Source organism: Streptococcus parasanguinis (genome assembly GCF_015556095.1).
GTDB lineage: Bacteria > Bacillota > Bacilli > Lactobacillales > Streptococcaceae > Streptococcus > Streptococcus parasanguinis_Q.
Genome location: NZ_JADNLT010000001.1, coordinates 379,859 through 403,202 on the forward strand (window position 1 = coordinate 379,859; position 23,344 = coordinate 403,202).

Annotated in this window: 22 protein-coding genes; 14 read left to right on the forward strand and 8 right to left on the reverse strand. The window is 41.4% G+C overall.

Annotated features, from left to right (window positions below; all coding sequences use genetic code 11):
- Positions 1 to 96: 96 nt before the first annotated feature.
- From I2E70_RS01965 to I2E70_RS01975, 3 genes are read right to left on the reverse strand one after another with little or no spacing between them, the layout of a single operon-like run.
- Positions 97 to 657, reverse strand: a complete 561-nt coding sequence (locus tag I2E70_RS01965; RefSeq protein ID WP_195423180.1) for an ECF transporter S component — start codon at positions 655 to 657, stop codon at positions 97 to 99.
- Positions 654 to 1,193, reverse strand: coding sequence for a phosphopantothenoylcysteine decarboxylase (gene coaC, locus I2E70_RS01970; RefSeq protein ID WP_195423182.1), 540 nt, complete (start codon positions 1,191 to 1,193; stop codon positions 654 to 656). The genes I2E70_RS01965 and coaC overlap by 4 nt, the downstream gene beginning before the upstream one ends.
- A 10-nt stretch (positions 1,194 to 1,203) precedes the next feature.
- Entirely contained in the window at positions 1,204 to 1,881 is a 678-nt protein-coding gene (locus tag I2E70_RS01975; protein ID WP_070661380.1) for a phosphopantothenate--cysteine ligase, read from the reverse strand.
- A gap of 175 nt (positions 1,882 to 2,056) precedes the next feature.
- Between I2E70_RS01975 and I2E70_RS01980 the strand changes: the two genes are divergently transcribed.
- Positions 2,057 to 3,727: a formate--tetrahydrofolate ligase gene (locus tag I2E70_RS01980; RefSeq protein WP_070661377.1), complete on the forward strand. Its 1,671-nt coding sequence runs from the start codon at positions 2,057 to 2,059 to the stop codon at positions 3,725 to 3,727.
- Positions 3,728 to 3,795: 68 nt separating this feature from the next.
- On the opposite strand, the gene I2E70_RS01985 is transcribed toward I2E70_RS01980, so the two are convergent.
- Positions 3,796 to 5,139, reverse strand: a complete 1,344-nt coding sequence (locus tag I2E70_RS01985; protein ID WP_195423184.1) for an MATE family efflux transporter — start codon at positions 5,137 to 5,139, stop codon at positions 3,796 to 3,798.
- 96 nt (positions 5,140 to 5,235) lie between these two features.
- Here I2E70_RS01985 and I2E70_RS01990 point away from each other — a divergent pair, with 96 nt between their 5' ends.
- A complete protein-coding gene (locus I2E70_RS01990) occupies positions 5,236 to 5,790 on the forward strand; it encodes a GNAT family N-acetyltransferase (protein ID WP_195423186.1) in 555 nt (184 codons plus the stop codon).
- Between the two features lie 186 nt (positions 5,791 to 5,976).
- Here I2E70_RS01990 and I2E70_RS01995 read toward each other — a convergent pair whose 3' ends face one another.
- A complete protein-coding gene (locus I2E70_RS01995; protein WP_195423188.1) occupies positions 5,977 to 7,005 on the reverse strand; it encodes a YdcF family protein in 1,029 nt (342 codons plus the stop codon).
- A 135-nt stretch (positions 7,006 to 7,140) separates the two neighbouring features.
- Here I2E70_RS01995 and brnQ point away from each other — a divergent pair, with 135 nt between their 5' ends.
- The 3 genes from brnQ to I2E70_RS02010 all read left to right on the forward strand — a co-directional run bounded on the left by brnQ (position 7,141) and on the right by I2E70_RS02010 (position 9,904).
- A complete protein-coding gene (gene brnQ, locus I2E70_RS02000; protein ID WP_195423191.1) occupies positions 7,141 to 8,457 on the forward strand; it encodes a branched-chain amino acid transport system II carrier protein in 1,317 nt (438 codons plus the stop codon).
- 154 nt (positions 8,458 to 8,611) lie between these two features.
- The gene (ccdA2, locus tag I2E70_RS02005) at positions 8,612 to 9,319 is read left to right on the forward strand and encodes a thiol-disulfide oxidoreductase-associated membrane protein CcdA2 (RefSeq protein ID WP_049482972.1); all 708 of its coding nucleotides are present in this window, start codon (positions 8,612 to 8,614) and stop codon (positions 9,317 to 9,319) included.
- 24 nt (positions 9,320 to 9,343) lie between these two features.
- Positions 9,344 to 9,904 carry a TlpA family protein disulfide reductase gene (locus I2E70_RS02010; protein WP_195423397.1) on the forward strand — a complete coding sequence of 187 codons (561 nt, stop codon included), beginning with the start codon at positions 9,344 to 9,346 and terminating at the stop codon, positions 9,902 to 9,904.
- 37 nt (positions 9,905 to 9,941) lie between these two features.
- On the opposite strand, the gene I2E70_RS02015 is transcribed toward I2E70_RS02010, so the two are convergent.
- From I2E70_RS02015 to I2E70_RS02025, 3 genes are read right to left on the reverse strand one after another with little or no spacing between them, the layout of a single operon-like run.
- A complete protein-coding gene (locus I2E70_RS02015; protein ID WP_049507732.1) occupies positions 9,942 to 11,186 on the reverse strand; it encodes an NAD(P)H-dependent oxidoreductase in 1,245 nt (414 codons plus the stop codon).
- Positions 11,187 to 11,204: 18 nt separating this feature from the next.
- A complete protein-coding gene (locus tag I2E70_RS02020; protein ID WP_195423193.1) occupies positions 11,205 to 11,810 on the reverse strand; it encodes an NADPH-dependent FMN reductase in 606 nt (201 codons plus the stop codon).
- Positions 11,811 to 11,835: 25 nt separating this feature from the next.
- A complete protein-coding gene (locus tag I2E70_RS02025; protein ID WP_195423195.1) occupies positions 11,836 to 12,759 on the reverse strand; it encodes an FAD:protein FMN transferase in 924 nt (307 codons plus the stop codon).
- A gap of 224 nt (positions 12,760 to 12,983) precedes the next feature.
- On the opposite strand from I2E70_RS02025, the gene nox reads away from it, so the two are divergent.
- From nox to I2E70_RS02070, 9 genes are all read left to right on the forward strand, one after another.
- Positions 12,984 to 14,360, forward strand: coding sequence for a H2O-forming NADH oxidase (gene nox / locus I2E70_RS02030; RefSeq protein ID WP_003001563.1), 1,377 nt, complete (start codon positions 12,984 to 12,986; stop codon positions 14,358 to 14,360).
- Positions 14,361 to 14,721: 361 nt separating this feature from the next.
- Positions 14,722 to 16,266, forward strand: coding sequence for a ClC family H(+)/Cl(-) exchange transporter (locus I2E70_RS02035; protein WP_195423197.1), 1,545 nt, complete (start codon positions 14,722 to 14,724; stop codon positions 16,264 to 16,266).
- Positions 16,267 to 16,376: 110 nt separating this feature from the next.
- A complete protein-coding gene (gene efeO / locus I2E70_RS02040) occupies positions 16,377 to 17,249 on the forward strand; it encodes an iron uptake system protein EfeO (RefSeq protein ID WP_195423199.1) in 873 nt (290 codons plus the stop codon).
- A 5-nt stretch (positions 17,250 to 17,254) separates the two neighbouring features.
- A complete protein-coding gene (gene efeB, locus I2E70_RS02045) occupies positions 17,255 to 18,460 on the forward strand; it encodes an iron uptake transporter deferrochelatase/peroxidase subunit (RefSeq protein WP_195423201.1) in 1,206 nt (401 codons plus the stop codon).
- Positions 18,438 to 20,123 carry an FTR1 family iron permease gene (locus I2E70_RS02050; RefSeq protein WP_195423203.1) on the forward strand — a complete coding sequence of 562 codons (1,686 nt, stop codon included), beginning with the start codon at positions 18,438 to 18,440 and terminating at the stop codon, positions 20,121 to 20,123. Before efeB ends, I2E70_RS02050 begins: the two co-directional genes overlap by 23 nt.
- Positions 20,110 to 20,844 (forward strand): twin-arginine translocase subunit TatC, encoded by a 735-nt coding sequence (gene tatC / locus I2E70_RS02055; RefSeq protein WP_195423205.1) that lies wholly within the window; start codon positions 20,110 to 20,112, stop codon positions 20,842 to 20,844. Before I2E70_RS02050 ends, tatC begins: the two co-directional genes overlap by 14 nt.
- On the forward strand, positions 20,828 to 21,025 hold the full coding sequence (locus I2E70_RS02060; RefSeq protein WP_009731003.1) for a Sec-independent protein translocase subunit TatA/TatB: 198 nt from the start codon (positions 20,828 to 20,830) through the stop codon (positions 21,023 to 21,025). The genes tatC and I2E70_RS02060 overlap by 17 nt, the downstream gene beginning before the upstream one ends.
- A gap of 714 nt (positions 21,026 to 21,739) precedes the next feature.
- Positions 21,740 to 22,357 carry an SAP domain-containing protein gene (locus I2E70_RS02065; protein ID WP_195423207.1) on the forward strand — a complete coding sequence of 206 codons (618 nt, stop codon included), beginning with the start codon at positions 21,740 to 21,742 and terminating at the stop codon, positions 22,355 to 22,357.
- 314 nt (positions 22,358 to 22,671) lie between these two features.
- The gene (locus tag I2E70_RS02070; RefSeq protein WP_195423209.1) at positions 22,672 to 23,208 is read left to right on the forward strand and encodes a hypothetical protein; all 537 of its coding nucleotides are present in this window, start codon (positions 22,672 to 22,674) and stop codon (positions 23,206 to 23,208) included.
- The last annotated feature ends 136 nt before the right edge of the window (positions 23,209 to 23,344 follow it).

Sequence of the window (23,344 nt, forward strand, 5' to 3'; positions counted from 1 at the left end):
TTTCAGAAAATTCTAGCTATAATTGTAAATCTTTTCAAAAATAATAAGCATTTAACCATTAAAAAAGCCAAGACGAATCTGTCTTGACTTGGAAGATTATTTTAATTTTTCAAGAGATGGAACAACTGCGCTGGTAATGAGGACTGTCGCAACGACTTCAATAAGAGAGTTAGTAGACACAATCAAACCAAGGAAATTTTGAATTCCCCCTCCAAAGCTGTTCCCAAAGAAGAAGTAAATCCCACTTAGAACGAAAATAGTATTGGTCATAGAGCCGACAATTCCAGCGATCACAAGTCCTGTACGATTGCGAATCCAACGATAGACGAAGTAAGGGGTTACCCCAATGAGAATCCGAGGGACTATGGCAATGATAAGGGAGTAGAGATTCCCGTGAGGAACAAAGGGACTAAAGAGATAGCTGGCTGGTGTTATAATCAGGGTATTCATGGTGAGGCTAAAGAGTCCCATGAGGAGTCCTAAGATAGCTCCAATCCGTGGACCGTATATGATAGAGGCGATCACGACAGGAATATGAACCAAGGTTGGTTGAATTCCTGATGGAACAAATTGCAGAATGAAAGATGTCACAAAGTGAATGGTAATCATCACTGCAAAAAAGATGGCAATTCGTGAAATAGAAGATGACTTTCTCATAAACAATTCTCCTTAACAGCTTCAACAATAGATTCTACAGTCGCTAGAGCTCCAGCACCTTTGTCCCCACAAGCAAGAATAGCATCACGAGGTTGGATCATCTGGTAACCATAGTCTTGTAAGAGTTTTAGATTTCGTTGGGTAGCGGGATGTTCTAACATTTTTGTATTCATAGCAGGGGCCAGTAATTTTTTAGTCCTTTGAGGCAAGGCTAGAGCTGTGCTTGTGACCATATTATCTGCCAGTCCCATAGCCAATTTAGCAATGGTATTGGCACTGGCCGGCGCTACAAGAAAGAGGTCAGTTTCTTTCCCAATGTCGATGTGCTCGATCCGCTGTGGATCGTCTTCAATCATAACATCAAGCCCCACTTGATTTTTTGAAAGAACTTGCAAGGTTAAAGGGGTGATAAATTTTTGGGCTGAAGGAGTCATGAGGACCTTCACTTCAAATCCCAATTTGGTTAGTTGGCTAGTAATATCAGCAGCTTTATAGGCGGAAATACTACCGGTAACCGCTAAAGTAATGTGTGTCATATGTTCCTTTTTATTTGATATAACGTAGGATAGCCTCTGCGATTTCTGCTTTCGTAGAAGCTTCTAGGACCTGATCATCTGTCACTAGATAGGCTTGATGCTGACCGTTCTGAATCTTGGTCAGATCGTTGGCAACGATCATGCTGGCATGATTTTTAACGAGGCTTTCACGCGCTACTTGGATCAACTCTGCAGAAGAAACGTCGACTAATAGCTTAAAGCCGATCAGTTGAATGGCAGGGTTCCATTCTTTGACGAGCGAGATAATCTTCGGATTTTTTTTTAGAAAGAGTACTTGGTATTCTTCTTTGGAAGAAATTTTCGCTTCCTGATTTTCACGATGGATAAAGCTATGAAGGTCTTGAGCTTTCTCAACTTCATCAAGGCCGGTCATGTAAACAGGTGTGTAGTCTGAGACTGCCATAGCGTGAATCAAAACCTGATGTTGAGGGACTTCCGTTTTCATTTGTGTGAGAAGTTCTTCGACATTCTGGATCAATAGAAGTCGAAGCTGTGGGTGAGGATCGGGTTTAAGCGCGGTAGGCGTTGTGATCAAGGTCACCTGATGTCCCTTTGCAAGAGCCATTTCTGCAAGGATTTTCCCTAGGCTCCCGGTGGAATGATTGGTGATCGAACGAACACTATCAATGGCTTCGCTCGTCCCACCTGATGTAATTAAAATATGCATATGCTTATTTTACACAAAAAAGATACGTAAGTAAAGTTCTGAAGCTATTAGGATTAACTATGTATAGCCATAAAATTTAGATAAAAAACGAACGTTCGATTCAAAAGGTGGAAAAACCATGTTATTTTCGCGAATTTTAGGTATAATAGATCTATCAAATATAAAGGAGTCCCTTATGAAAACAGATATCGAAATTGCTCAAAGCATTGAACTCCAACCGATTGTGGACGTTGTTAAGAAAATTGGTTTGGTTGACGATGATCTTGAATTGTATGGAAAATACAAGGCAAAATTGAGCTTTGATAAGATTCGTGAAGTTGAGAAAAATCCAGTAGGAAAACTTATCTTAGTCACTGCGATCAACCCAACTCCAGCTGGAGAAGGGAAATCAACCATCACCATTGGTTTAGCAGATGCTTTGAATAAAATCGGTAAAAAAACCATGATTGCCATTCGCGAACCTTCTTTAGGTCCAGTTATGGGGATTAAAGGTGGTGCTGCTGGTGGTGGCTATGCCCAAGTTCTACCGATGGAAGACATCAACCTTCATTTCACAGGGGATATGCATGCGATCACAACGGCTAATAATGCCCTCTCAGCATTGATTGATAATCATTTGCACCAAGGAAATGAGCTTGGAATAGACCAACGTCGGATTATCTGGAAACGGGTAGTGGACTTGAATGACCGTGCTTTGCGACACGTATCGGTTGGTCTCGGTGGACCGCTCAATGGGATTCCTCGTGAAGACGGATTTGATATTACCGTTGCTTCTGAGATCATGGCCATCCTTTGCTTGGCGACAGATATTGAAGATTTGAAACGTCGTTTGGCCAACATTGTTATTGGTTACCGCTATGATCGTAGTCCAGTTTATGTCCGTGATTTAGAAGTAGAAGGGGCTCTTGCCTTGATCCTCAAAGATGCGATTAAGCCAAACTTGGTTCAAACCATCTATGGTACACCTGCCTTTGTTCACGGTGGTCCATTTGCCAATATCGCCCATGGATGTAACTCTGTGTTAGCAACGACGACAGCTCTTCATTTAGCCGACTATACGATTACAGAAGCTGGTTTTGGGGCTGACCTCGGTGCTGAAAAATTCCTCGATATTAAAACGCCAAACTTGCCAACTTCACCAGATGCGGTTGTGATCGTAGCGACTCTCCGTGCTCTTAAGATGAACGGTGGAGTGACCAAGGATGCTTTGACTGAAGAGAATGTAGAAGCTGTTCGTGCTGGTTTTGCCAACTTGAAACGTCACGTTGAAAATATCCGTAAGTTTGGCATTCCTGCAGTGGTTGCCATCAATGAATTTATCACTGATACAGAAGCAGAAATTGCTGCTTTGAAAGAATTGTGTGCTGAAATTGAGGTGCCAGTTGAGCTTGCGAGTGTATGGGCGAATGGTGCTGACGGTGGAGTTGAACTTGCTGAAACCTTGGTTAAAACCATCGAAACAAGTCCAGCTAACTACACACGCTTGTATGATAATAACCTTTCTGTTGAAGAAAAAATTGAAAAGATTGTTACAGAAATTTATCGCGGTACGAAGGTGAATTTTGAGAAGAAAGCTAAGACACAAATTGCCCAAATCGTGAAAAATGGTTGGGATAAGTTGCCAATCTGTATGGCCAAAACACAATATAGCTTCTCTGATAATCCAAATGCCTTGGGAGCTCCTGAAAACTTTGAAATCACTATCCGTGAAGTGGTTCCAAAATTGGGAGCAGGCTTTATTGTCGCTTTGACTGGGGATGTCATGACCATGCCTGGTTTACCAAAACGTCCAGCTGCTTTGAATATGGATGTGGCTGCTGATGGAACAGCCATCGGTTTGTTCTAATAGCTAGATATCTAAAAACAACTTCTGTTCAAATGAGCAGAAGTTGTTTTGGTCTTGTTAATCAATCATTATTCAGTAAGGAGTTGGTACCTGATTTTTCGATAGATTATGATGAGCTGTAGGGTCATGGGAATCCAGATAAGGGGTTCGCAGAGAATGACCCCCATGTAGCCGGTGTGAGGAATAATCCACAGAACGAAGAAAATTTTTCCAAACAATTCAATAAAACTGGATGTGAGTGGGGTTAATTTTTTACCCATTCCCTGTAGGGCATTTCTCAGGATGATGAGACTCGCCAAAATAGGATAAAAGCAAGAGCTGATCTGGAGATAAAGACTGGCATTTGCAATGAGATCAGGATTTGTCGAGCCGGAAATAAAGCTGGTTAAAGACGGACTTGTGAAGAATAGAAGAGCAGCAACCAAGACAGACCAAGCCCAAGAAAGAAGGTTGGCAATGGTAACGCCTTTTTTGATCCGCTGGAATTGCTCTGCGCCAAAATTCTGCGAGATAAAGGTTGTGATACTTGAGGCGATAGCTGTAATCGGTAAAACGGCAAAGGACATGATACGACGGGCTGCGACCTGTGCACTGATAATGGTTGTTCCAAGCTGATTAATAGCGGATTGGAGGATAACCGTTCCAATCGAAACGATGGAAGTCATGAGGCCCATGGCAAGGCCCTGACTTAGCAGATCCTGATAAAGCTCCTTGTCCCAAACAAAATCCTTGCGATGCGGGAGCAGAAAAGGAACCTTCTTACGAATATAGAGAAGACAAAGAAGGGCCGAAATACCCTGGGCGATTATGGTCGCAATCCCAGCAGATTGAACTCCGAGATGAAGTTGGGTAATAAAATAAAGATCGAGAAGAATATTGAGAATGGCAGCGATAATCAGGAAGTAGAGTGCCGCTAAGCTATCGCCAACCGCTCTAAGAAGTCCGGCACAAAGATTATAGGCAAAGGTCACAGCCACACCATTTACAATAGTGGAGATATAGAGATAAGACTGAGACACAATTGATGATGGGGTCCCTAAAAATTGGAGCAGGGGAAAAAGTCCGACAGCACCAATGAAGATCACAAAGAGACCGAGGATGCCACCAATAATAGCAGTTGCGGCGACTGATTTTCGTAATTGGTCTTCGTTTTTGGCTCCATAATTTCTCGCGATAATGATGCCCATCCCATTTCCAACACCGACAGCAAATCCAACGATCAAATCAAATATGGCAGAGGTTGCTCCAACGGCAGCCAATGATTTTTGACCTAAAAAACGCCCTACAATCATAACATCCGAGGTATTGTAGAGTTGTTGAAAGATATTGGACAAAAGAATAGGAAAGGCAAAACTCAATAGAGCGGGTAAAATAGGACCATCTATGAGGTCCACACGTTGAATTCTTTTCATAGTGTCATTATACCAACTTCAGGAACTAGCGACAAGCGTCGATAGTTGAAGGCCCTTACATTTTTTGGTATAATCAGGGCAGAAAAGGAGGCTTTTATGAGCTTAACCAGCCAATTAATCACTGAAACGTTCCCAGATCTGGACAAGGTCGAGAGGCTGAATATCGAGGCATTCCCAGAAGAAGAGCGAGTCCCTTTGTCGGAATACCTACGTTATACGGACAATGACGATGCTAATTTTTTTGCTTTTTATAACGAAGAAGAATTTGTAGGATTTGCTTTTTCTATCTATAACCAGAAAGTTTTTTATGTTAGCTTCTTTGCCATTATGCCCCACCTACGTAGCCACGGTTATGGTCAAGAAATCATTGAAAAATTGGTAGAATTTTACCAAAGGACCATGATTCTTGAAGTGGAACGTTTAGATGAAGAATGTGACAATCTAGAGCAACGTCAGTCTCGGATGGACTTCTATAAGCGAAATGGATTTAAAACTGCTAATGCTTTTTTAGAATACGAAGGACTGAGCTTTGAAATTCTCTATCGGGGTGATCACTTTGATGAAGAGGCTTATCGCGATATTTTCCGTATACTGCAGGAAGAAAATTATTTCGATTTCCGCATTAAATATAGACGCTTTAGTGACCACTAGACAAGAAAGAGGCTGGGACAAAAGTCCTAGCCTCTCAATTATTTTTTGGATTGTCGAGCAAGACGCAGTGGTTGAGTGGGCTCTACTACGCTGATTTCATCAGCTTTTACAGCCCTACTCAACAGTGCGGAGGTGGGACGATGAAATCGAATTCTAACGAATTACCGATTACTGTCCCACTCTCTTTTAGTTTAGATGTTGTATGATGAACTCAATTAGTTTCATGATTTGTGTAAAGAACCAAGGCAGAAACAGAAGAGCTAGGAAGGTAACATGCCACTTCCAATAGAGTGAAACCAAGCCAACGGTTTCTCGAATCCAAGCGGATGGGAGATAGTAAAAAGCTGTTCTTGAACCGATACTTCGACCGGGTATTTTCAATCGTCTCATAAAGACACCTGCACGGAGCGCGTGAAACGAATTGGTCACCACAAGGACTCTCTTGCCAAGCCCCTCTTCTTCAAGGATACGCTTGCTAAAGGTCAGGTTTTCAAAAGTAGTACGAGAGCGATTCTCGATGAGAATGGCGTCTTCTGGAACCCCGTGTTCCATCAAGTATCCGGCCATCGCTTCCGCCTCAGCGATCAGCTCATCTGACCCTTGACCACCAGAAACAATCAGCTTTGGTCGTCCCTCGAACTGCTCATAGATGGCCTTTCCCTTATCAAGACGCTGGGCCAAGAGTGGGGGAACCTTGGCTCCAATCAAACCTGAGCCAAGGATGATGATGGCGTCTGGCTCTTTGCGAACTGGAAAGAGATTGCAAAAAGTCCCATAGGATACATAAGAGAGGTAGAGAAAAGTCATGTAAAACAGGGCGAAGTCAGTCAGATAAATGAGGATGTCATTCCCTGGGAAATAGGGTAGAAAATGTAGTGACAAAGCTCCGATAATAAACAGTCCATAAAGCAGAGAGAGGAGGTTGGCTAGTCTTTTTCCTTCAAAAGCCATCATTTGACGGCCGTTAAAAAGGAGAAAGATAGATGAGAAAATAATGCTGAGAAAAACGAGGATGGAAATCACTACAAAGACAATCATTGCAATTTGTTGATTAAACCATAGCTCAGTTCGAACGACTAGTAGAAATGCAGAAATCAGTAGAAGAAGCCCCAGGTTTATCGAAAAGAGATAAGCATTGAAAAGCCTTCTGCGATCACTCATAAAGAACAATAAAAAGATAAGAGCTGGAAATAACCAGAATAGATATAGATACATGTTTTGCACCTCGTAAAATCTTACATCCATTGTACCATAATGACTGATAGAACTAGCGGATTGTTCATGAAAATAAGTTGCTTTCTTCAAATGAATTTGATAAAGTTAAGAATATCGTTTTTTTAAGGAGATCGTATGTTACGAAAAGGTTCCCTGACAGGTTTATTACTGTTTGGTATTTTTTTTGGTGCTGGAAACCTGATTTTCCCACCGGCTCTTGGTGCTTTATCGGGTAATCAATTTTGGCCAGCTATTGCTGGGTTTGTCCTTTCAGGTGTGGGAATTGCCATTGTGACCTTGATTATCGGGACGCTTAATCCCAAAGGATATATTCATGAGATTTCTCGTAAGATTTCACCTGTTTTCGCGATTGTATACTTAGTTGCGCTTTATCTTTCGATTGGTCCTTTCTTTGCCATTCCAAGAACGGCGACGGTATCTTTCGAAGTGGGGATAGCCCCCTTATTAGGTGGAATGAATGCCAGTTTAGCACTTTTCATTTTTACCCTGGTCTACTTTTTGCTTGCCTTTCTGATTGCTTTGAATCCATCTAAGATTCTAGATCGAATCGGTCGTATTTTGACCCCGATCTTTGCGATTCTCATTTTGATCTTGGTTGTTCTTGGAGCTCTAAAATACAGTGGACATGCTCCAATGGTGGCTACAAAAGCCTATCAGGCTTCTGCCTTTGGGCAAGGATTTTTAGAGGGCTACAACACCTTGGATGCCTTGGCATCTGTTGCCTTTAGTGTGATCGCAGTGACTACCTTGAATCAACTTGGATTTTCAAGTAAGAAAGAATATATCAAGACCATTTGGTTGGTTGGGATTGTCGTAGCCCTTGGTTTTAGTGTGCTGTATATCGGTTTAGGATATCTGGGGAATCATTTTCCAATTCCAGCTTCTGTTATGGCATCTGATACCAATAAAGGGGTGTATGTATTATCAGAAGCGACCAAAGCGATCTTTGGTCCGACTGCTCAGATTTTCCTAGCAGGAATGGTGACGGTAACTTGCTTTACCACAACCGCTGGTTTAATCGTCTCTACCAGTGAATTCTTCCATAGTACCTTCCCTAAGGTTTCTTACAAGGTCTATGCAAGTGCCTTCACTTTGATTGGTTTTGCGATTGCCAACCTTGGCTTGAATGCCATTATTGCTTTCTCATTGCCGGTCTTGATGATTCTTTACCCAATCACCATTACCATTGTATTGATTGTGATAGTGAATAAATTTGTGGCTCTTTCAAAACCAGGAATGCAACTGACTATTTTCTTGGTCAGCTTGGTTTCTCTTGCAAGTGTTCTGGCAAGTACCTTTAAAATTTCACTAGTAGAAAAGGGGATTGCCTTGCTTCCATTTGCAGCTCAATCTCTTCCATGGTTGGTTCCAGTAGTTATAGGGATTCTTTTATCGCTCGTATTACCAAATAAACAAACGGCAGAAGAATAAGTCATATTAGAAACTCTAAAGGTTTGTGCTTTAGGGTTTTTCTTTTGAAACTAGTATCTAAATCCAAACTTTAGTAAAAAAACGTAGCAGAAATTTTTATTTTTTGTCAGTCAATGTTATACTGAATGTAGCATATCAATATACGGAGTGAACTATGAATCCAATCGTTTTTTCATTGACAGTTTTTCTTGCGGGTATTCTGTCTTTCTTTTCTCCCTGTGTCTTTCCTTTGCTTCCGGTTTATATTGGAATCTTACTAGGAAGTGATCAGGAAAAGGCTATCCAATTGTTCGGGAAAAAAATTCGCTGGCATGGCTTGCTGAAAACCCTTTGTTTTATTGCAGGTATTTCTGTTATTTTCCTCCTCATTGGTTTTGGAGCGGGCTTGCTTGGAAAGATCATGTACACCAATTGGTTCCGTTATCTGATGGGAGCCCTCATCATTATCCTTGGTCTTCATCAAATGGAAGTCTTTCATTTTCATTTCCTTGAAAAGCAAAAATCAGTAGATTTTGGAGCCAACAAACAGAAGAATGAATTGTTTTCAGCTTTTCTCCTTGGTCTTGGCTTTAGTTTTGGTTGGACGCCTTGTATTGGTCCAGTATTAGGATCAGTTCTTGCTTTAGCAGCATCAGATGGGCAAGATGCTCTTATGGGAGCTATTTATCTCCTTGTTTATACCTTGGGAATGGCCCTTCCGTTTTTACTGTTGGCCTTAGCATCTAGTCTGGTCCTACCTTACTTTAATCGTCTCAAACCCCATTTGTTATTGCTGAAGAAAATCGGCGGAGCTATCATTATTCTGATGGGAATTCTCTTACTTTTGGGACAATTGAACAGTTTGTCATCTATCTTTTCATAAAATAATCCGGAGGTATAACACATGATGAAAGGTATTAAATACGCTTGTTTCTCAGTTCTCTCTTTAGCTTTGCTGTCAGCTTGTTCCATGAATCAATCCAGTGAGAGTAGTATGGGCAATCAGCCAACAATGAATACAACAACGAATAAGCATCCTTTGGTAGGAAAAAACGCCAGTGACTTTGAGTTAAAGGATATGAAGGGGAATACGGTCAAACTTTCAGACTACAAAGGGAAGAAGGTCTATTTGAAATTTTGGGCAACCTGGTGTGGCCCTTGCCGGCAAAGTATGCCTGAACTAGAGAAATTGGTCAAGGATACGGATAGAGACTTTGAAATTCTTACCATTATGGCACCAGGACTCCAAGGTGAAAAAACAGAAGAAGAATTCGTCAAATGGTTTGATCAACAAGATTACAAGTCCGTACCGGTCTTGTACAATCCAGATGGTTCTGCATTTGCAGATTATCAGGTTCGCTCTATTCCTACAGAAGTCTTTATAGACAGTCATGGGAAAATTGGACATGTCCAATTAGGGGCTATTTCAAACGACGATGCTAAGAAGATCATCAAAGACTTACAATAAAAAAATGAAGCACGAAGCTTCATTTTTTTCTAGTTTCTTAGTTGCTTGCGCCAGAAGTGGCATCGGCATCTCCGTGCCCTCCGTCACCATGTCCTCCAGCATCAGAAGCACCAGAAGTTGCATCTGCACTACCGTGTCCACCAGCAGGAGCAAATGGACCGCTTCCGCCAACTAGACGTTGTCCTGTTGTTTGTAGGTACCAGTCCAACCATGGTTTGAAGTTGAAGACAATCTCATTGATACCAGCGTATGAACCATCTTCATAGTACATAGCTTGGTAGTTGTGAGTGTTGATCACGCCTTCAGGAGATCCTGGAACAATGGTCCGAACATAGTCTTGGTTACCGTTACGAAGGGTACCAATCACCCATTCCACGTTTTTCATACGTGCTGGTGGTAGGGAGCCGTGAACGGTTGACATCCGGCTTCCTGATTGAGGTGGCACGCGTTTAGCAAACATGGTATCTGGATCTTGATGGGCATTGTTGTAGTAGAGGAATTGGTTGTTATCATCGGCATAAGTCAATTCAAATGGCATAGCCTTCAAGAACATATCAATTTGGTTAACGGTTAGGATACCGTGGTCGAGTTTGACATAGGTATCGCCAGAAACGGCACCAGTGATTTCAGCTACCTTTTCTACCCAATCTGGATCGTCAGGATCGACTTCAGTAACAGTTGTAGCGATTGGATGATTACAATCCAAGTCTTCTGGTTCAATTGGTTTTGGTTTTTTCAATTTCGATACAACCTCAACGTATTTCATAAAATTATCCAAGCAGGTTTCAAGGAATTTGACGGTTCCCTCGTTGATGATATTGCCGTTTTCGTCAAAAGCTTCTTTTGCTTTTCCAAGAAGGAATTCATTTCCTGGAAGAGTATAAGCATTGACACCTGGGGCATCGAGGATCTTACGGAGGTGAACTTGTGCACGTGAAGTCCCTTGATCATAGTAAGAAGCACCAACGATCATAACGGGTTTGTTTTCAAATGGATGCACCTCGAAAGAGAGCCATTCAAGAACAGACTTGAGAGCAGCAGAGATCGTATGGTTGTGCTCTGGAGTGGCAATGATGACACCATCTGCACGAGTGATTTTGTTATATAAAAGACGCAATTGGAAACTTTCGTCCCATTTTTCATCTTGGTTAAACATTGGAACTTCGTCGATTTCAAGAACTTCCAATTCAAATTTGATCTTAAATTGGCGGCGAATGAATTCCAAAAGTTTACGGTTATATGATTGATCGTAGTTCGATCCTACAAGTCCAACAAATTTCATTCTTTTCTGTCTCCTATCTTACAAGTTTTCCCAGTCAAATTCTTCAGCATCTTTGCGAAGTAATTCTTGGGCGTTGCGCAATTTGTCTGTAATTTTCACAAACACACGGAAATCATTGAAGACGGCATCTAATTTTTGAATAACATCTAAATCCACCAAGTCTCCATTTTGATCAAAGGCTTGCAATGAATGAGAGAGCAAGAATTCATCTGGCAAGACATTCGCTTTGATTTCTGGAGCATTTAAGATTTGGCGAAGTTGAAGTTGGGCGCGTGAAGATCCCAACGTACCGTATGATGCCCCAGTAATCATGACCGGTTTGTTCAACAATGGGAAGACTCCGTATGAGAGCCAAGCGAGTGCACTCATCAAGACTGCTGGAATAGAGTGGTCGTATTCTGGAGTTCCAATAATGACCCCATCAGCTTCTTCAATTTTTGCAACAATATCCAAGACAGCTTCAGGCACTTGTTTGTCGGCTGGTTTGTTAAAGACAGGGATATCTTTAATTTCGACCAATTCGATCACAGCCTTATCAGCAAAATGTTTTTGCATGTATTGAAGCAGTTGACGGTTTGTAGAACGTTTGGAGTTAGTCCCCACAATCGCAATAAGTTTTATCATGGAAAATTCCTTTCTGATAGGAGAATTATAAATAAGATTGAAGCCCACTTGTATAGGCGATCTTGCCTGATTGAGAAACCAATAAGGTATCTATACCAGGAAGTGATTCAACAGTGTTGAGGATAGAAGCAGGAGATTCCCCGAACAAGCGGGTAGTCCATATCTCCCCGTCTACGGATCGATCAGATATGATGGTGATACTGGCTAAGTCTGTCTCGACCGGATAGCCCGTCGCGCTATCAAAGATGTGGTGAAACGACTGGCCGTCAACTTCTAAATGACGCTCGTAGATACCAGAGGTGACAACAGATTTATCCTTGACGGAGAGGACCAGTAGGTGCTGGCCTCTTTTTTCGACTGGATTTTGAATACCAATCCGCCAAGGCTGTTGTTTGATGGGGTGTTGACCGACAGTGAGGATATTGCCTCCAAGATCAATCAAGGCATCTGTTACTCCCTGGCTCTTTAAAAAGGTCGCAATGCAGTCTGCACTATAGCCCTTAGCCAAGGCTCCTAAATCAATCTTCATTCCAGGACGCATCAGAAAGACTGTATGTTTTTCTGGGTCGAGCTGGATTTGGTGAGGATCGATCTTGGCCAGGGCTTGATCAATTTCCCCTTGCTGGGGACGTCTAGCATCTGAAAATCCAATTCGCCAGGTTTGTACAAGAGGACCAATGGCGATGTTTAAATGGCTGTCTTGAGCTTGACTATGCAAGGTACCTAATGCAATCAGTTCAAAAAGATCTGGATGAACTTGGACAGGAGCAATACCAGCTTGGTGATTGACCTCCATGAGTTCAGAACTTGCATCATTAGCACTGAAGCGATGTTCGTAGGAGCGAAGAAGCTCAAAGCAGCGGGCTAAGAGTTCATTCGCTTGTGGGTGACAGATCGAAACAGTGATGGTCGTTCCCATCAAACGTTCGGATCGACTACTTAGGTCCACTAAAAATCTATCCTTTCCTATTTTCACTCACTTACAGTATATCAAAAAGATATCGTTTTCACAATCCTTTCGAGCATATTGTTTGACATTTTTTGAAACATGTGAAGTGTGATTTTCTGGAAAATTGAAAAAAAGATCACAAATTCTGAGCAAAATAATTGTAACCGATATCATTTTTATGATATACTCAAGAAGTAAATTAAATTAAAGGTAGGATTTATTCTATGAGTAAAATCGTTGTTGTAGGGGCAAACCATGCCGGAACAGCTTGTATCAACACTATGTTAGATAATTTTGGAAATGAAAATGAAATTGTGGTTTTTGACCAAAACTCAAACATTTCATTCCTTGGATGTGGGATGGCGCTTTGGATCGGTGAACAAATCGATGGTCCTGAAGGTCTTTTCTACTCTGACAAAGAAAAATTGGAAGCAAAAGGTGCGAAAGTCTACATGAACTCTCCTGTTCTTTCAATTGACTATGATAACAAAGTGGTAACAGCGGAAGTTGATGGGAAAGAACACAAAGAATCTTACGAAAAATTGATCTTTGCGACTGGATCAACACCAATCATTCCTCCAATTAAAGGAGTTGAAATCGTACCTGGTAACCGCGAATTCAAAGCAACACTTGAAAATCTTCAATTCGTTAAATTGTACCAAAATGCTGAAGAAGTCATCGAAAAATTGAAAGACAACAGCAAACACTTGAACCGTATCGCCGTAGTTGGTGGTGGTTACATCGGTGTTGAACTTGCTGAAGCTTTCGAACGTCTTGGTAAAGACGTTGTCTTGGTGGATATCGTGGACACTGTCTTGAATGGCTACTACGACAAAGACTTCACTGACATCATGGCGAAAAACTTGGAAGACCACAACATCCGTTTGGCACTTGGACAAACGGTTCAAGCGGTTGAAGGAGATGGTAAGGTGGAACGCCTTGTAACCGATAAAGAAACCTTCGATGTAGATATGGTTATCTTGGCTGTTGGTTTCCGTCCTAATACAGCTCTTGCTGATGGTAAGATCGAACTCTTCCGCAACGGTGCCTTCCTTGTTGATAAGAAACAAGAAACGTCACTTCCAGGTGTATACGCAGTTGGTGACTGTGCGACTATCTTCGATAACGCTCGTAACGAAATGAGCTACATCGCTCTTGCGTCTAATGCGGTTCGTTCAGGTATTGTCGGTGCCTACAATGCGACTGGTCATGAATTAGAAGGAATCGGTGTTCAAGGTTCTAACGGTATCTCTATCTACGGCCTTCACATGGTTTCAACTGGTTTGACGCTTGAAAAAGCGAAAGCTGCAGGCTTCAATGCCACTGAAACTGGCTTTAACGACCTTCAAAAACCTGAATTTATCAAACACGATAACTATGAAGTTGGTATCAAGATCGTCTATGATAAAGATACTCGTCAAATCCTTGGAGCTCAAATGGTATCACGTGATAGCGCCATTTCAATGGCTATCCACATGTTCTCACTTGCGATTCAAGAACACGTGACGATTGATAAATTGGCCTTGACAGACTTGTTCTTCTTGCCACACTTCAACAAACCATACAACTACATCACAATGGCAGCTTTAACTGCTGAATAATAGCTAAAGTTCTATTAAAAACTTTCCTTAGGTGAGTACGGACGTCAGCGAACTTCGTAGAAGTTCCATGACTAATTATTGAGCCTAAGGTCTCAATAATTCCGAGTGCCTGAAACTCTATTGTTTCAGGCACTTTTCTCACAGCGGAAAGTTTTGACTTTTCTTTATTCGTTCCATAATAAATAGAACATATTTATATTTCTTTGTAGAATTTCTTAACTTATTTTACTTGATAAAATGGTTTGTCTACATTCTAAACAAAACTAACAAGGGTAGTTTTGTTTTTTTCTGTCTTTCCATGTATTCAGAGGCAGTGAAATAAGGTATAATGAATAGGATAAGAGTTTGAAGGAGTTAGGGAATGTCTGCTAAAGAAGAAGCCTTTAAAAATGAATTTCAATTTGCCTCTAGTTCAATTGTGGCCCATATTGTCAGAGGTGTTCTGGTTGGGATCGTAGTGGGCTGCATCGTCTCGAGTTTTCGTTTTTTGATCGAACATATTTTTCATTTTGTTCAAGGCGTTTACAAGGAGATGTCGACTCAACCATTTTATTTGTTTGCGATGCTGTTGGGGTATGGAGTGATCGTACTGATTGCTGGTTGCCTCATTCGCACCAATCGGGATATCAAGGGATCAGGAATTCCTCAAGTCGAAGCAGAGCTCAAGGGTCTTTTGGCGGTGAGCTGGTGGGATACCTTATGGAAGAAGTATATTCTAGGTGTCTTGGCCATCGGAAGTGGCTTGATGCTTGGTCGTGAAGGTCCTAGTATTCAATTAGGGGCTATGGGTGGAAAAGGAGTGGCCCATCATTTGAAGGTCAGCCCGGTTGAAGAGCGGTCTTTGATTGCAAGTGGAGCTGCTGCAGGCCTTGCAGCCGCCTTTAATGCACCTATAGCAGGACTTTTATTTGTCGTGGAAGAAGTCTACCATCATTTTTCTCGATTCTTTTGGATTTCGACCTTGGCTGCTAGTCTGACTGCTAATTTTATTTCACTCAATGTCTTTGGTCAAACACCCGTACTTCATATGCCGCAAAATATTCCGCCGCTCCATTTGTCTCAGTACTGGATTTACCTTTTTCTTGGAGTCTTTTTGGGGGCAGCAGGTTATGTCTATGAAGTAGTGGTGCTGAATATCGGTCGATTGTATCGTTTACTTGAAAAGATTTTTCATGTTCCCTCTCATTACTCTTCCTTATTTGCCTTTGTCTCGATTCTTCCAATCGGCTATTTCCTTCCACAAATTCTTGGTGGCGGGAACCAATTGGTTTTGGATTTAGCTCGAGTACCGTATCCAGTGCTGACCATCCTTCTTTATTTTGCGATCCGTTTCATCTGGAGTATGTTGAGCTATGGTAGTGGCTTGCCAGGAGGCATCTTCCTTCCAATTTTAGCATTAGGATCTCTTTTAGGGGCCATCGTTGGAACCTTCCTCCAAAACATTGGCTTTATCTCTCAAAATCAGCTGCCTCTTTTCATCATTTTAGGAATGAGTGGGTATTTTGGGGCTATTTCAAAAGCGCCATTAACAGCTATGATCTTGGTAACAGAGATGGTCGGTGATATTCGCAGTTTAATGCCCCTAGGTATGGTGACCTTGCTCGCTTATATGATCATGGATCTCTTCCATGGAGCGCCAGTCTATGAAGCCATGCTAGAGCAATTGTTGCCGGATAAGGCGCAAGAAGAAGGAGAGTTGACTTTAATTGAGATCCCTGTATCAGAAAAGATCGCAGGAAAGCAAGTTCATGAACTGCACCTCCCTCAAGATATCTTGATCACTACGCAAATTCGAAGCGGTAAGAGCTATACGGTCAATGGTGCGACCCGCTTGTATCTAGGTGATAGCATCTTTGTGGTGGTTAAAGAATCCGAAATCGGACGGGTCAAGGATATTCTTTTGTAAAAGACAAATTCTCAGAAAAGCCTTTCTATTATTAAATTTTCAGACAATTGTTGAAAAATGAGAAAATATCTGGTAAAATGAGGGCAAGAACAAATGAGGAGAAGTCTTTCATGAAAAAATATAGTCTACTCTTATTGAGTGTTGCTCTTTTAGCAGGATGTGCGAATTCTACTAGCAAACAGTCGAATCAAAAGACGCAAACCAGCTCAACGGTGCAGTTGTCAAAGGCTGACCAGAAGACCTTGGACAATGCGACAGCTGAATACAAAGACTTTGTTGAAATGCAAATTGACCAATTGCTCAAGGATACAGAAGGATTCCGAGATACCCTAAAAGCTGGAAATTTGGAAGAAGCTAAAAAGCAATACCCCTTGATCCGTATGGCCTATGAACGTTCTGAACCGATTGCTGAAACTTTCGGAGAATCAGATGTCAAGATCGACTACCGCTTGGTGGATTATGTGGATGAAAATAAATCAGAAGATGGCTGGTCAGGTTTCCACCGCATTGAGCGTATCCTTTGGGAAAACAATACCACAGATGGCACTGACAAATATGCAGACCAACTGGTGAACGATATCAAGGAGTTGAAAGCTAAGATCGCAACCGTTGATGTGACTCCTGATGTGATGCTAACTGGGGCTGTTGATCTGCTCAATGAAGTGGCAACGCAAAAGATCACGGGTGAAGAAGAAGTCTTCTCTCATACAGATCTGTACGACTTCCGTGCCAATATTGAAGGAGCTGAAAAGATTTTCTCACTCTTTAAACCTTTGATTGAGAAAAAAGATGCCAAGTTGGTTAAAACCTTGGAAGCAGAATTCAAAAATGTCAATGATTTATTGGACAAACACATGACTGATGAAACAAATTACAAGTCTTACACAGATTTGACCAAGGAAGATACCAAAGAATTGGCCGAAGCGGTGACCAAACTTGGTGAACCGTTGTCTCAAATGGGTGTGATTTTAGATGGGAAATAAGAAAAATGGCTGACGAAAAATTTTTAGATAAAAAAATGGACCGTCGTGAATTTCTTAAAAAAGCAGGTATTGGAGGGGCTGGTCTAGCACTGGGCCTCTCTGGTGCATCTGCTTTTTTCGCTAATCAAGACAGTTCTAGTAAAAAAGCTTATGATGGGGATGAAGACATCTCCTTTTATGGCAAGCATCAAGCCGGGATTACGACGGCCATGCAGAAGGCTTGCTACTTGGTGGTGCTGGATCTTCACACGACGGACAAAAAAGAAGTCATCCAGCTCTTTAAAGACTGGACCGACTATAGTAGTAAATTAGTCGAAGGAGAATTGGTCAAAAAAGATGGTTCCAATGCCCTCTTGCCACCAACGGATACAGGTGAAACAGTGGGACTCAACCCCTATCGCTTGAGCCTGACGTTTGGGGTTTCAGCTTCCTTTCTAAAGAAACTGGGCTTAGAGTCCAAACGTCCCAAGCTCTTTCGTGATTTGCCTCCATTTCCAAAGGAGCAGTTGCAGGACAAATACACTGGTGGAGATATCGTCATTCAGGCCTGTGCCGACGATGAGCAAGTAGCCTTTCATGCGGTCCGAAATCTCATCCGCAAAGGTCGCAATACCATCACCATGAAGTGGAGCAAGTCCGGTTTTGCGGCGATTGGTGACAGAAAAGAAACGCCGCGTAACCTCTTTGGCTTTAAAGATGGAACAGCAAATGTTACGACGGAGAAGGACTTTGATAAGGTCGTCTGGACTGACAGTAAGGACTGGATGAAGGGTGGTTCCTATATGGCTCTTCGCCTAGTCCAAATGCACTTGGAAACTTGGGACCGGACCAATTTGCAGGAGCAAGAAAACACCTTTGGTCGCTACAAGGAGTCCGGCGCTCCATTTGGGAAAACCAACGAATTTGATGAAGTAGATTTATCTAAACTACCAGTAGATTCACATGTCCGTTTGGCCAAAGAAGTGGATCGTCCGATTTTACGGCGGTCCTATTCCTATTCGGATGGCATCAATGAACAGACTGGGCAATTTGATGCTGGTTTGATTTTTATCGCCTTTCAAAAAGATCCAAACAGTTTTGTTAAAATCCAAACCAATCTAGGTGCAGTGGATAAAATGAACGAGTACATCACCCATATTGGAAGTGGACTCTTTGCTTGCTTTTCAGGCGTAGAGAAAGGAGGCTACCTTGGTCAAGCACTCTTTGAATAAACTCTTGATCTTGTTAGGCATTCTTGCCTTGTTCTGGACTTATCCAGTAGCTGCGGAATCTTATAGCGATCTCTTTATCAAGATCACAGATGCAACAACCGCTGTAGAAAATAAGAACCAGGATAAGGCCAAGGCATTAATCGCTGAGATTCAGGCTGATTTTAAATCCAAGGACCACCATGATTCCAAGGCAGGAAAAAAAGTTAGCCAAGCTTTAGCTATAAAAGGGGAGATAACCAAAGAGGATATCACCAAGATCTCATCAGCCTTGCTAGCTTTTGAAAAAGAGCAAAATCCAGTCGATTTAGAGGCGGAAAAAGACAAACTCGTGAGTCGCCTCGCTCCTTATTTTAAGAACCTACAAGATGCCATTACAGCTAAGGATCTGGATAAAACCCGTCAAACCTATGCAGATCTTAATAATACCTGGACGCGAAACGAAGCGGTGGTAAGAGATCACAGCACAGCTTACTATGGCAAAATCGAGACGGCCATTTCGCTCTTACGTAGTAGCATTGAAACAGAGCCTACTGACTTCACCAGCATCCAGTCCTCCTATGATGACCTCAAAAATGGGATTGATGCCTTTGTAAAAGGAGAAGCGATTAGCAGTGCTAGTACGGATTTGACACTGAAAGATGGGATCAAGCTTTTGGAGAAGGCGCAAAGCCAATTCCAATCCGGCGACGATAAATCTGCTGCAGCAACTATGAAGCAGTTCATCACCATCTGGCCAACCATTGAGGGGGATGTCAGCACGACCAATCCGAGCCTCTACACGCGCGTAGAGAGTGAATCCCCGGTCATTATGGTTAAGGGGAAAGAAAAGACCTATCAAGAGAAATTACAAGCCTTGATCAGGGACCTGTCTGCGATCGATACGACAGCTTCTTACAACGCTTTTGATGCCATGTTGATTCTTCTGCGTGAAGGAGTAGAAGCCCTTCTGATCGTCATGGCGCTTGTAACGACCCTTAAGGCTGCTAAGATGAGGAAAGGCCTCAAATGGGTCTACGGTGGAGCTGCTGCGGGGGTTCTTGCCAGCGCAGCGATCGCTCTTGTTTTGCAAGTAGCTTTTCCTGCTGTTATTTCGGGGTCTAACCGGGAAATCATTGAAGGGGGCGTTGGGATTTTCGCTGTGGTCATGATGATCCTCATTGGAATTTGGCTACACAGCAAGTCCTCTGTCAAACAGTGGAATGCCTTTATGGACCGTCAGATGAAGACGGTAACGGCTACAGGAAGTTTTGTTTCTATGTTTGCCCTCAGTTTCTTAGCAGTCTTTCGTGAAGGGGCTGAGACCATTCTCTTCTACGTTGGGATCATTCCACGGATTACAACCGCTCATTTCATACTAGGAATCGGGCTTGCCGTAGCCGTTCTCATTATCATTGCAGTGGCGATGACCAAGGCCAGTCAAGCTATCCAACCTCATCGGATCTTTTTCATTCTGACGTGGTTGATTTACGCCTTGGCCTTCAAGATGCTCGGTGTCAGCATCCACGCCCTTCAGTTGACCAATATCCTACCGAGTCATTTGGTCAATGGACTTCCAACCATCGATTGGGCGGGGATCTATCCAAGCTGGGAAGTTCTTCTTCCTCAACTACTCTTTGTGGCCCTGATCGCCCTTATCACGGTGAGACAACATGGCAAAGAGTAGAGCAGATAAAATGACCATTGTCGAGCACTTGGTCGAATTTCGAAAACGATTGATCGCTGTGGTCTTGTGTTATATTATCGTCTTCATCGTAGCCTTTGTATTTGGGGGAGAACTCTACCAGATCTTGACCGCTAGCCTGCATCAAAAATTGCTGGTATTAGGGCCTAATGATATCCTCTGGATCTATGTATCGCTGGCCAATCTCACAGCTTTTAGCCTGACACTGCCCTTTATTGTCTACCAGATTTGGCAATTTGTAAGGCCAGCTTTGAGGGAGAAGGAGGCGCGTGCAGTCTTTGCCTACATCCCAGCTAGCTTTATTTGCTTTGTGCTGGGGCTAGCGTTTGGTTATTTCTTTGTCAGCCCAGCTATTTTAGAGGTCTTGATGCGCTTGGGAGAAGGACTGTTTGATACCCAATTGACAGCGCAAAATTATTTAACCTTCTTATGGCACACCACCTTACCTTTAGGAGTCTTGTTCGAGTTACCAGTTTTAGTCGCTTTTCTGACCTCAATTGGGCTCTTGACACCACAGTTTTTAATCATTTATCGTCGTTACGCTTACTTTGTCCTGCTGGTCTTAGCTGTCGTGCTGACCCCAGCAGACTTTATCAGTGACTTGGCCATGACGCTCCCTTTGATCCTCTTATTTGAAGTGAGTGTCGCCATCAGTAAAGTCATCTATTCGAGAAAAAGGAGAAAAAATGGGAATTTTACGTGATATTGGAGCACCAGGTTTAATCATCATCATCCTGGGTGCCCTCTTGATTTTTGGACCAAAACGCCTGCCTGAGTTGGGCCAGTCCATCGGCAAAATGTTTGCTGAATTTAAGACAGCTGTCAATAAAGGCAGTGAAGAAGCTGATCAAGACGCAAAAGAAGATAAGAAAGAAAAAGAATAATCTGACAATTTTCAAAATTCTATTGAGTTCGATTGCATAAAAAGGTATAATAAGACAAGGACTTGTAATCGACGAAGGAGGAAACCATGATTATTACGATTTTGTCACTCATTTTCTATTTTAGCTATATCGGATTCTTATGCTGGTTGGTCGTAAAAATTGTCGAAAAATTGTTCAATTTCTTATTGAACCGTTAATAAAGAAACAATCCATTTCACCACAGGTGAGTGGATTTTTTTGTGTCCAATTCAGTTAGAAAGATTCAAACAAAGAGGTTTTAACGGTCTCAGATTGAAGATAAAGTCATATAAAAAACTTTCCTTAAGTGAGTACGGACGTCAGCGAACTTATTAGAAGTTCCATGACTAAATCAAAATACAAAGGGCGTCTGCGGATAAAGTCAAAAGAGGAAATTAGAAAGCAAGTGAAACAACACAACAAAACCATCGTTTTACTGACTGTTTTGTTTATTGCTATGCTTTCCATTTAAATGTTTTTATATCTTTCAACTTCTAGTATTTCTTGTTACTAGTGATGGACTATATCGTTTGTTTTTCTTATTTATTTTATAAGAATGTTAAGCTTAATAGAAATACAGTAATTACAAGATTGTAATATATTCTGTTATAGCTTTATGTGGCATGGGTATAAATTGATATGACTTTTATTATCTATGGTATAATGAGATAAATTTGGAGTTGTAGAGGCGAGCATTTGGAAGAACATAGACCTGATTTTAGAGATATAAAATCATTTGAAGAATTTAACAGATACTACTGGTATCGAGAAGAGCTTTCACAAATTTGTAAGTACCTTGGATTAGAATACAGATGTACAAAAAAAGAATTAAATCATATTATAGAACAATATTTTAGGGGAAATAGAGTAGAAAAAGTTTTGAGGAAAAGAAACAAAAATCAAACCGAAATAATAACCCTAAATACATCATTACTTGAATGTGGGTTTTCCTTTAATCAGAAATTTCGTGATTATTTTTCAGCTGTAACAGGTGTTAATCCGTTTAAGTTTAATGCTGATATGGCAACAGCTTGGCGAAAAGTAAAACGGGACAACAACATAAATTTTACAATCCAAGATATGATTAAAATATACTATGGAGAGTCAGACTACGCCAAGTATGATAATTCAGCTTGCCAATGGAATCAATTTCTAAAAGACTTTTGTGCAGATGAATTTAGCAATCATTACTCCAACAAGTTAAAAGTTGCGGCTATCCTTTGGAAAGAAGTTAGAGATTCAAAAAATAAAAAAATTTATTCGCGGGAACTTCTAAAAGAATATAGCTACAAAATAGAGGAGTACTGTAAATAAACAACTTCAAGTTTGTCGAACGGAATATAAAGTATTAAAGACGATAGCACTCTGTTTTTGCAGAGTGCTTTTTTGTTTTATAGAATATAAGAGAATGTGGGATACTTGCTTTCTCTGCTAGATGATCGAGCAGAGAAAGATTTATTAGATATGACATCAGTCAGCTAAACCCTTTTAGCTGGCTTTTTTGTTAGCGACTCGGTCATTAACTTGCTTGTCAAAATATAATTCGGTATCATAGATATATAATGTTTGGTAAGTAAGTCCTATTGTCAGTTCGGAACAAGTAGATAGGAGAAGGGGAGAAAAAACTAGTGAATAAAGACCAATTGATAGAGAAACCAGAAATAAATATTGTTGGGGTTATTGCAAATCATCAGTTTAACTGGTATATTTGTTCAAACGAAATGTGGACAATGGATATCGATAAATATATTCAGGCATACCAGGAAGCAGGTCTGGATGTTGATTTCTCCTATTTACCTGAAATTCAGCAGAATCTTCATGTGATTACAAAAAGCAATCTTGAGAGCTACTTAGAAATGTATAAAGATGATTGGCTGAAGGTGACGGTTGAAGAATTGATCTCAATGATCAAACGTTCAATGGAAGAGGAGAACTTGAATTCAGAGATTATTCTGGAAGGAAAAGCCTTGCTTCCGGATCTTTTCATCGATTTTGATAAAGAAGAATTTTATTCAAACAATCTGGGGATGAAAAACTACGAAAGATATGTGCCAAACGGATGGAAGTTTTTTTCAGGACGTTTTGATCATTTGATCCCCAAAGAGGAGCAATATTGGATTGAAGAGACCAAGAAAACTGAAGGAACTAGTCTTCTATTCATATAAAAATAATACAGTTTAAAAGTATTTCATGAGACTGTGAAATGCTTTAAAATTTCGCCACATTTCAAATCTTTATATTCCGTTTCGTTAGGAATAGCGATGGAAAGCCAACCAAATATGCTATACTGAAGTAGATAGA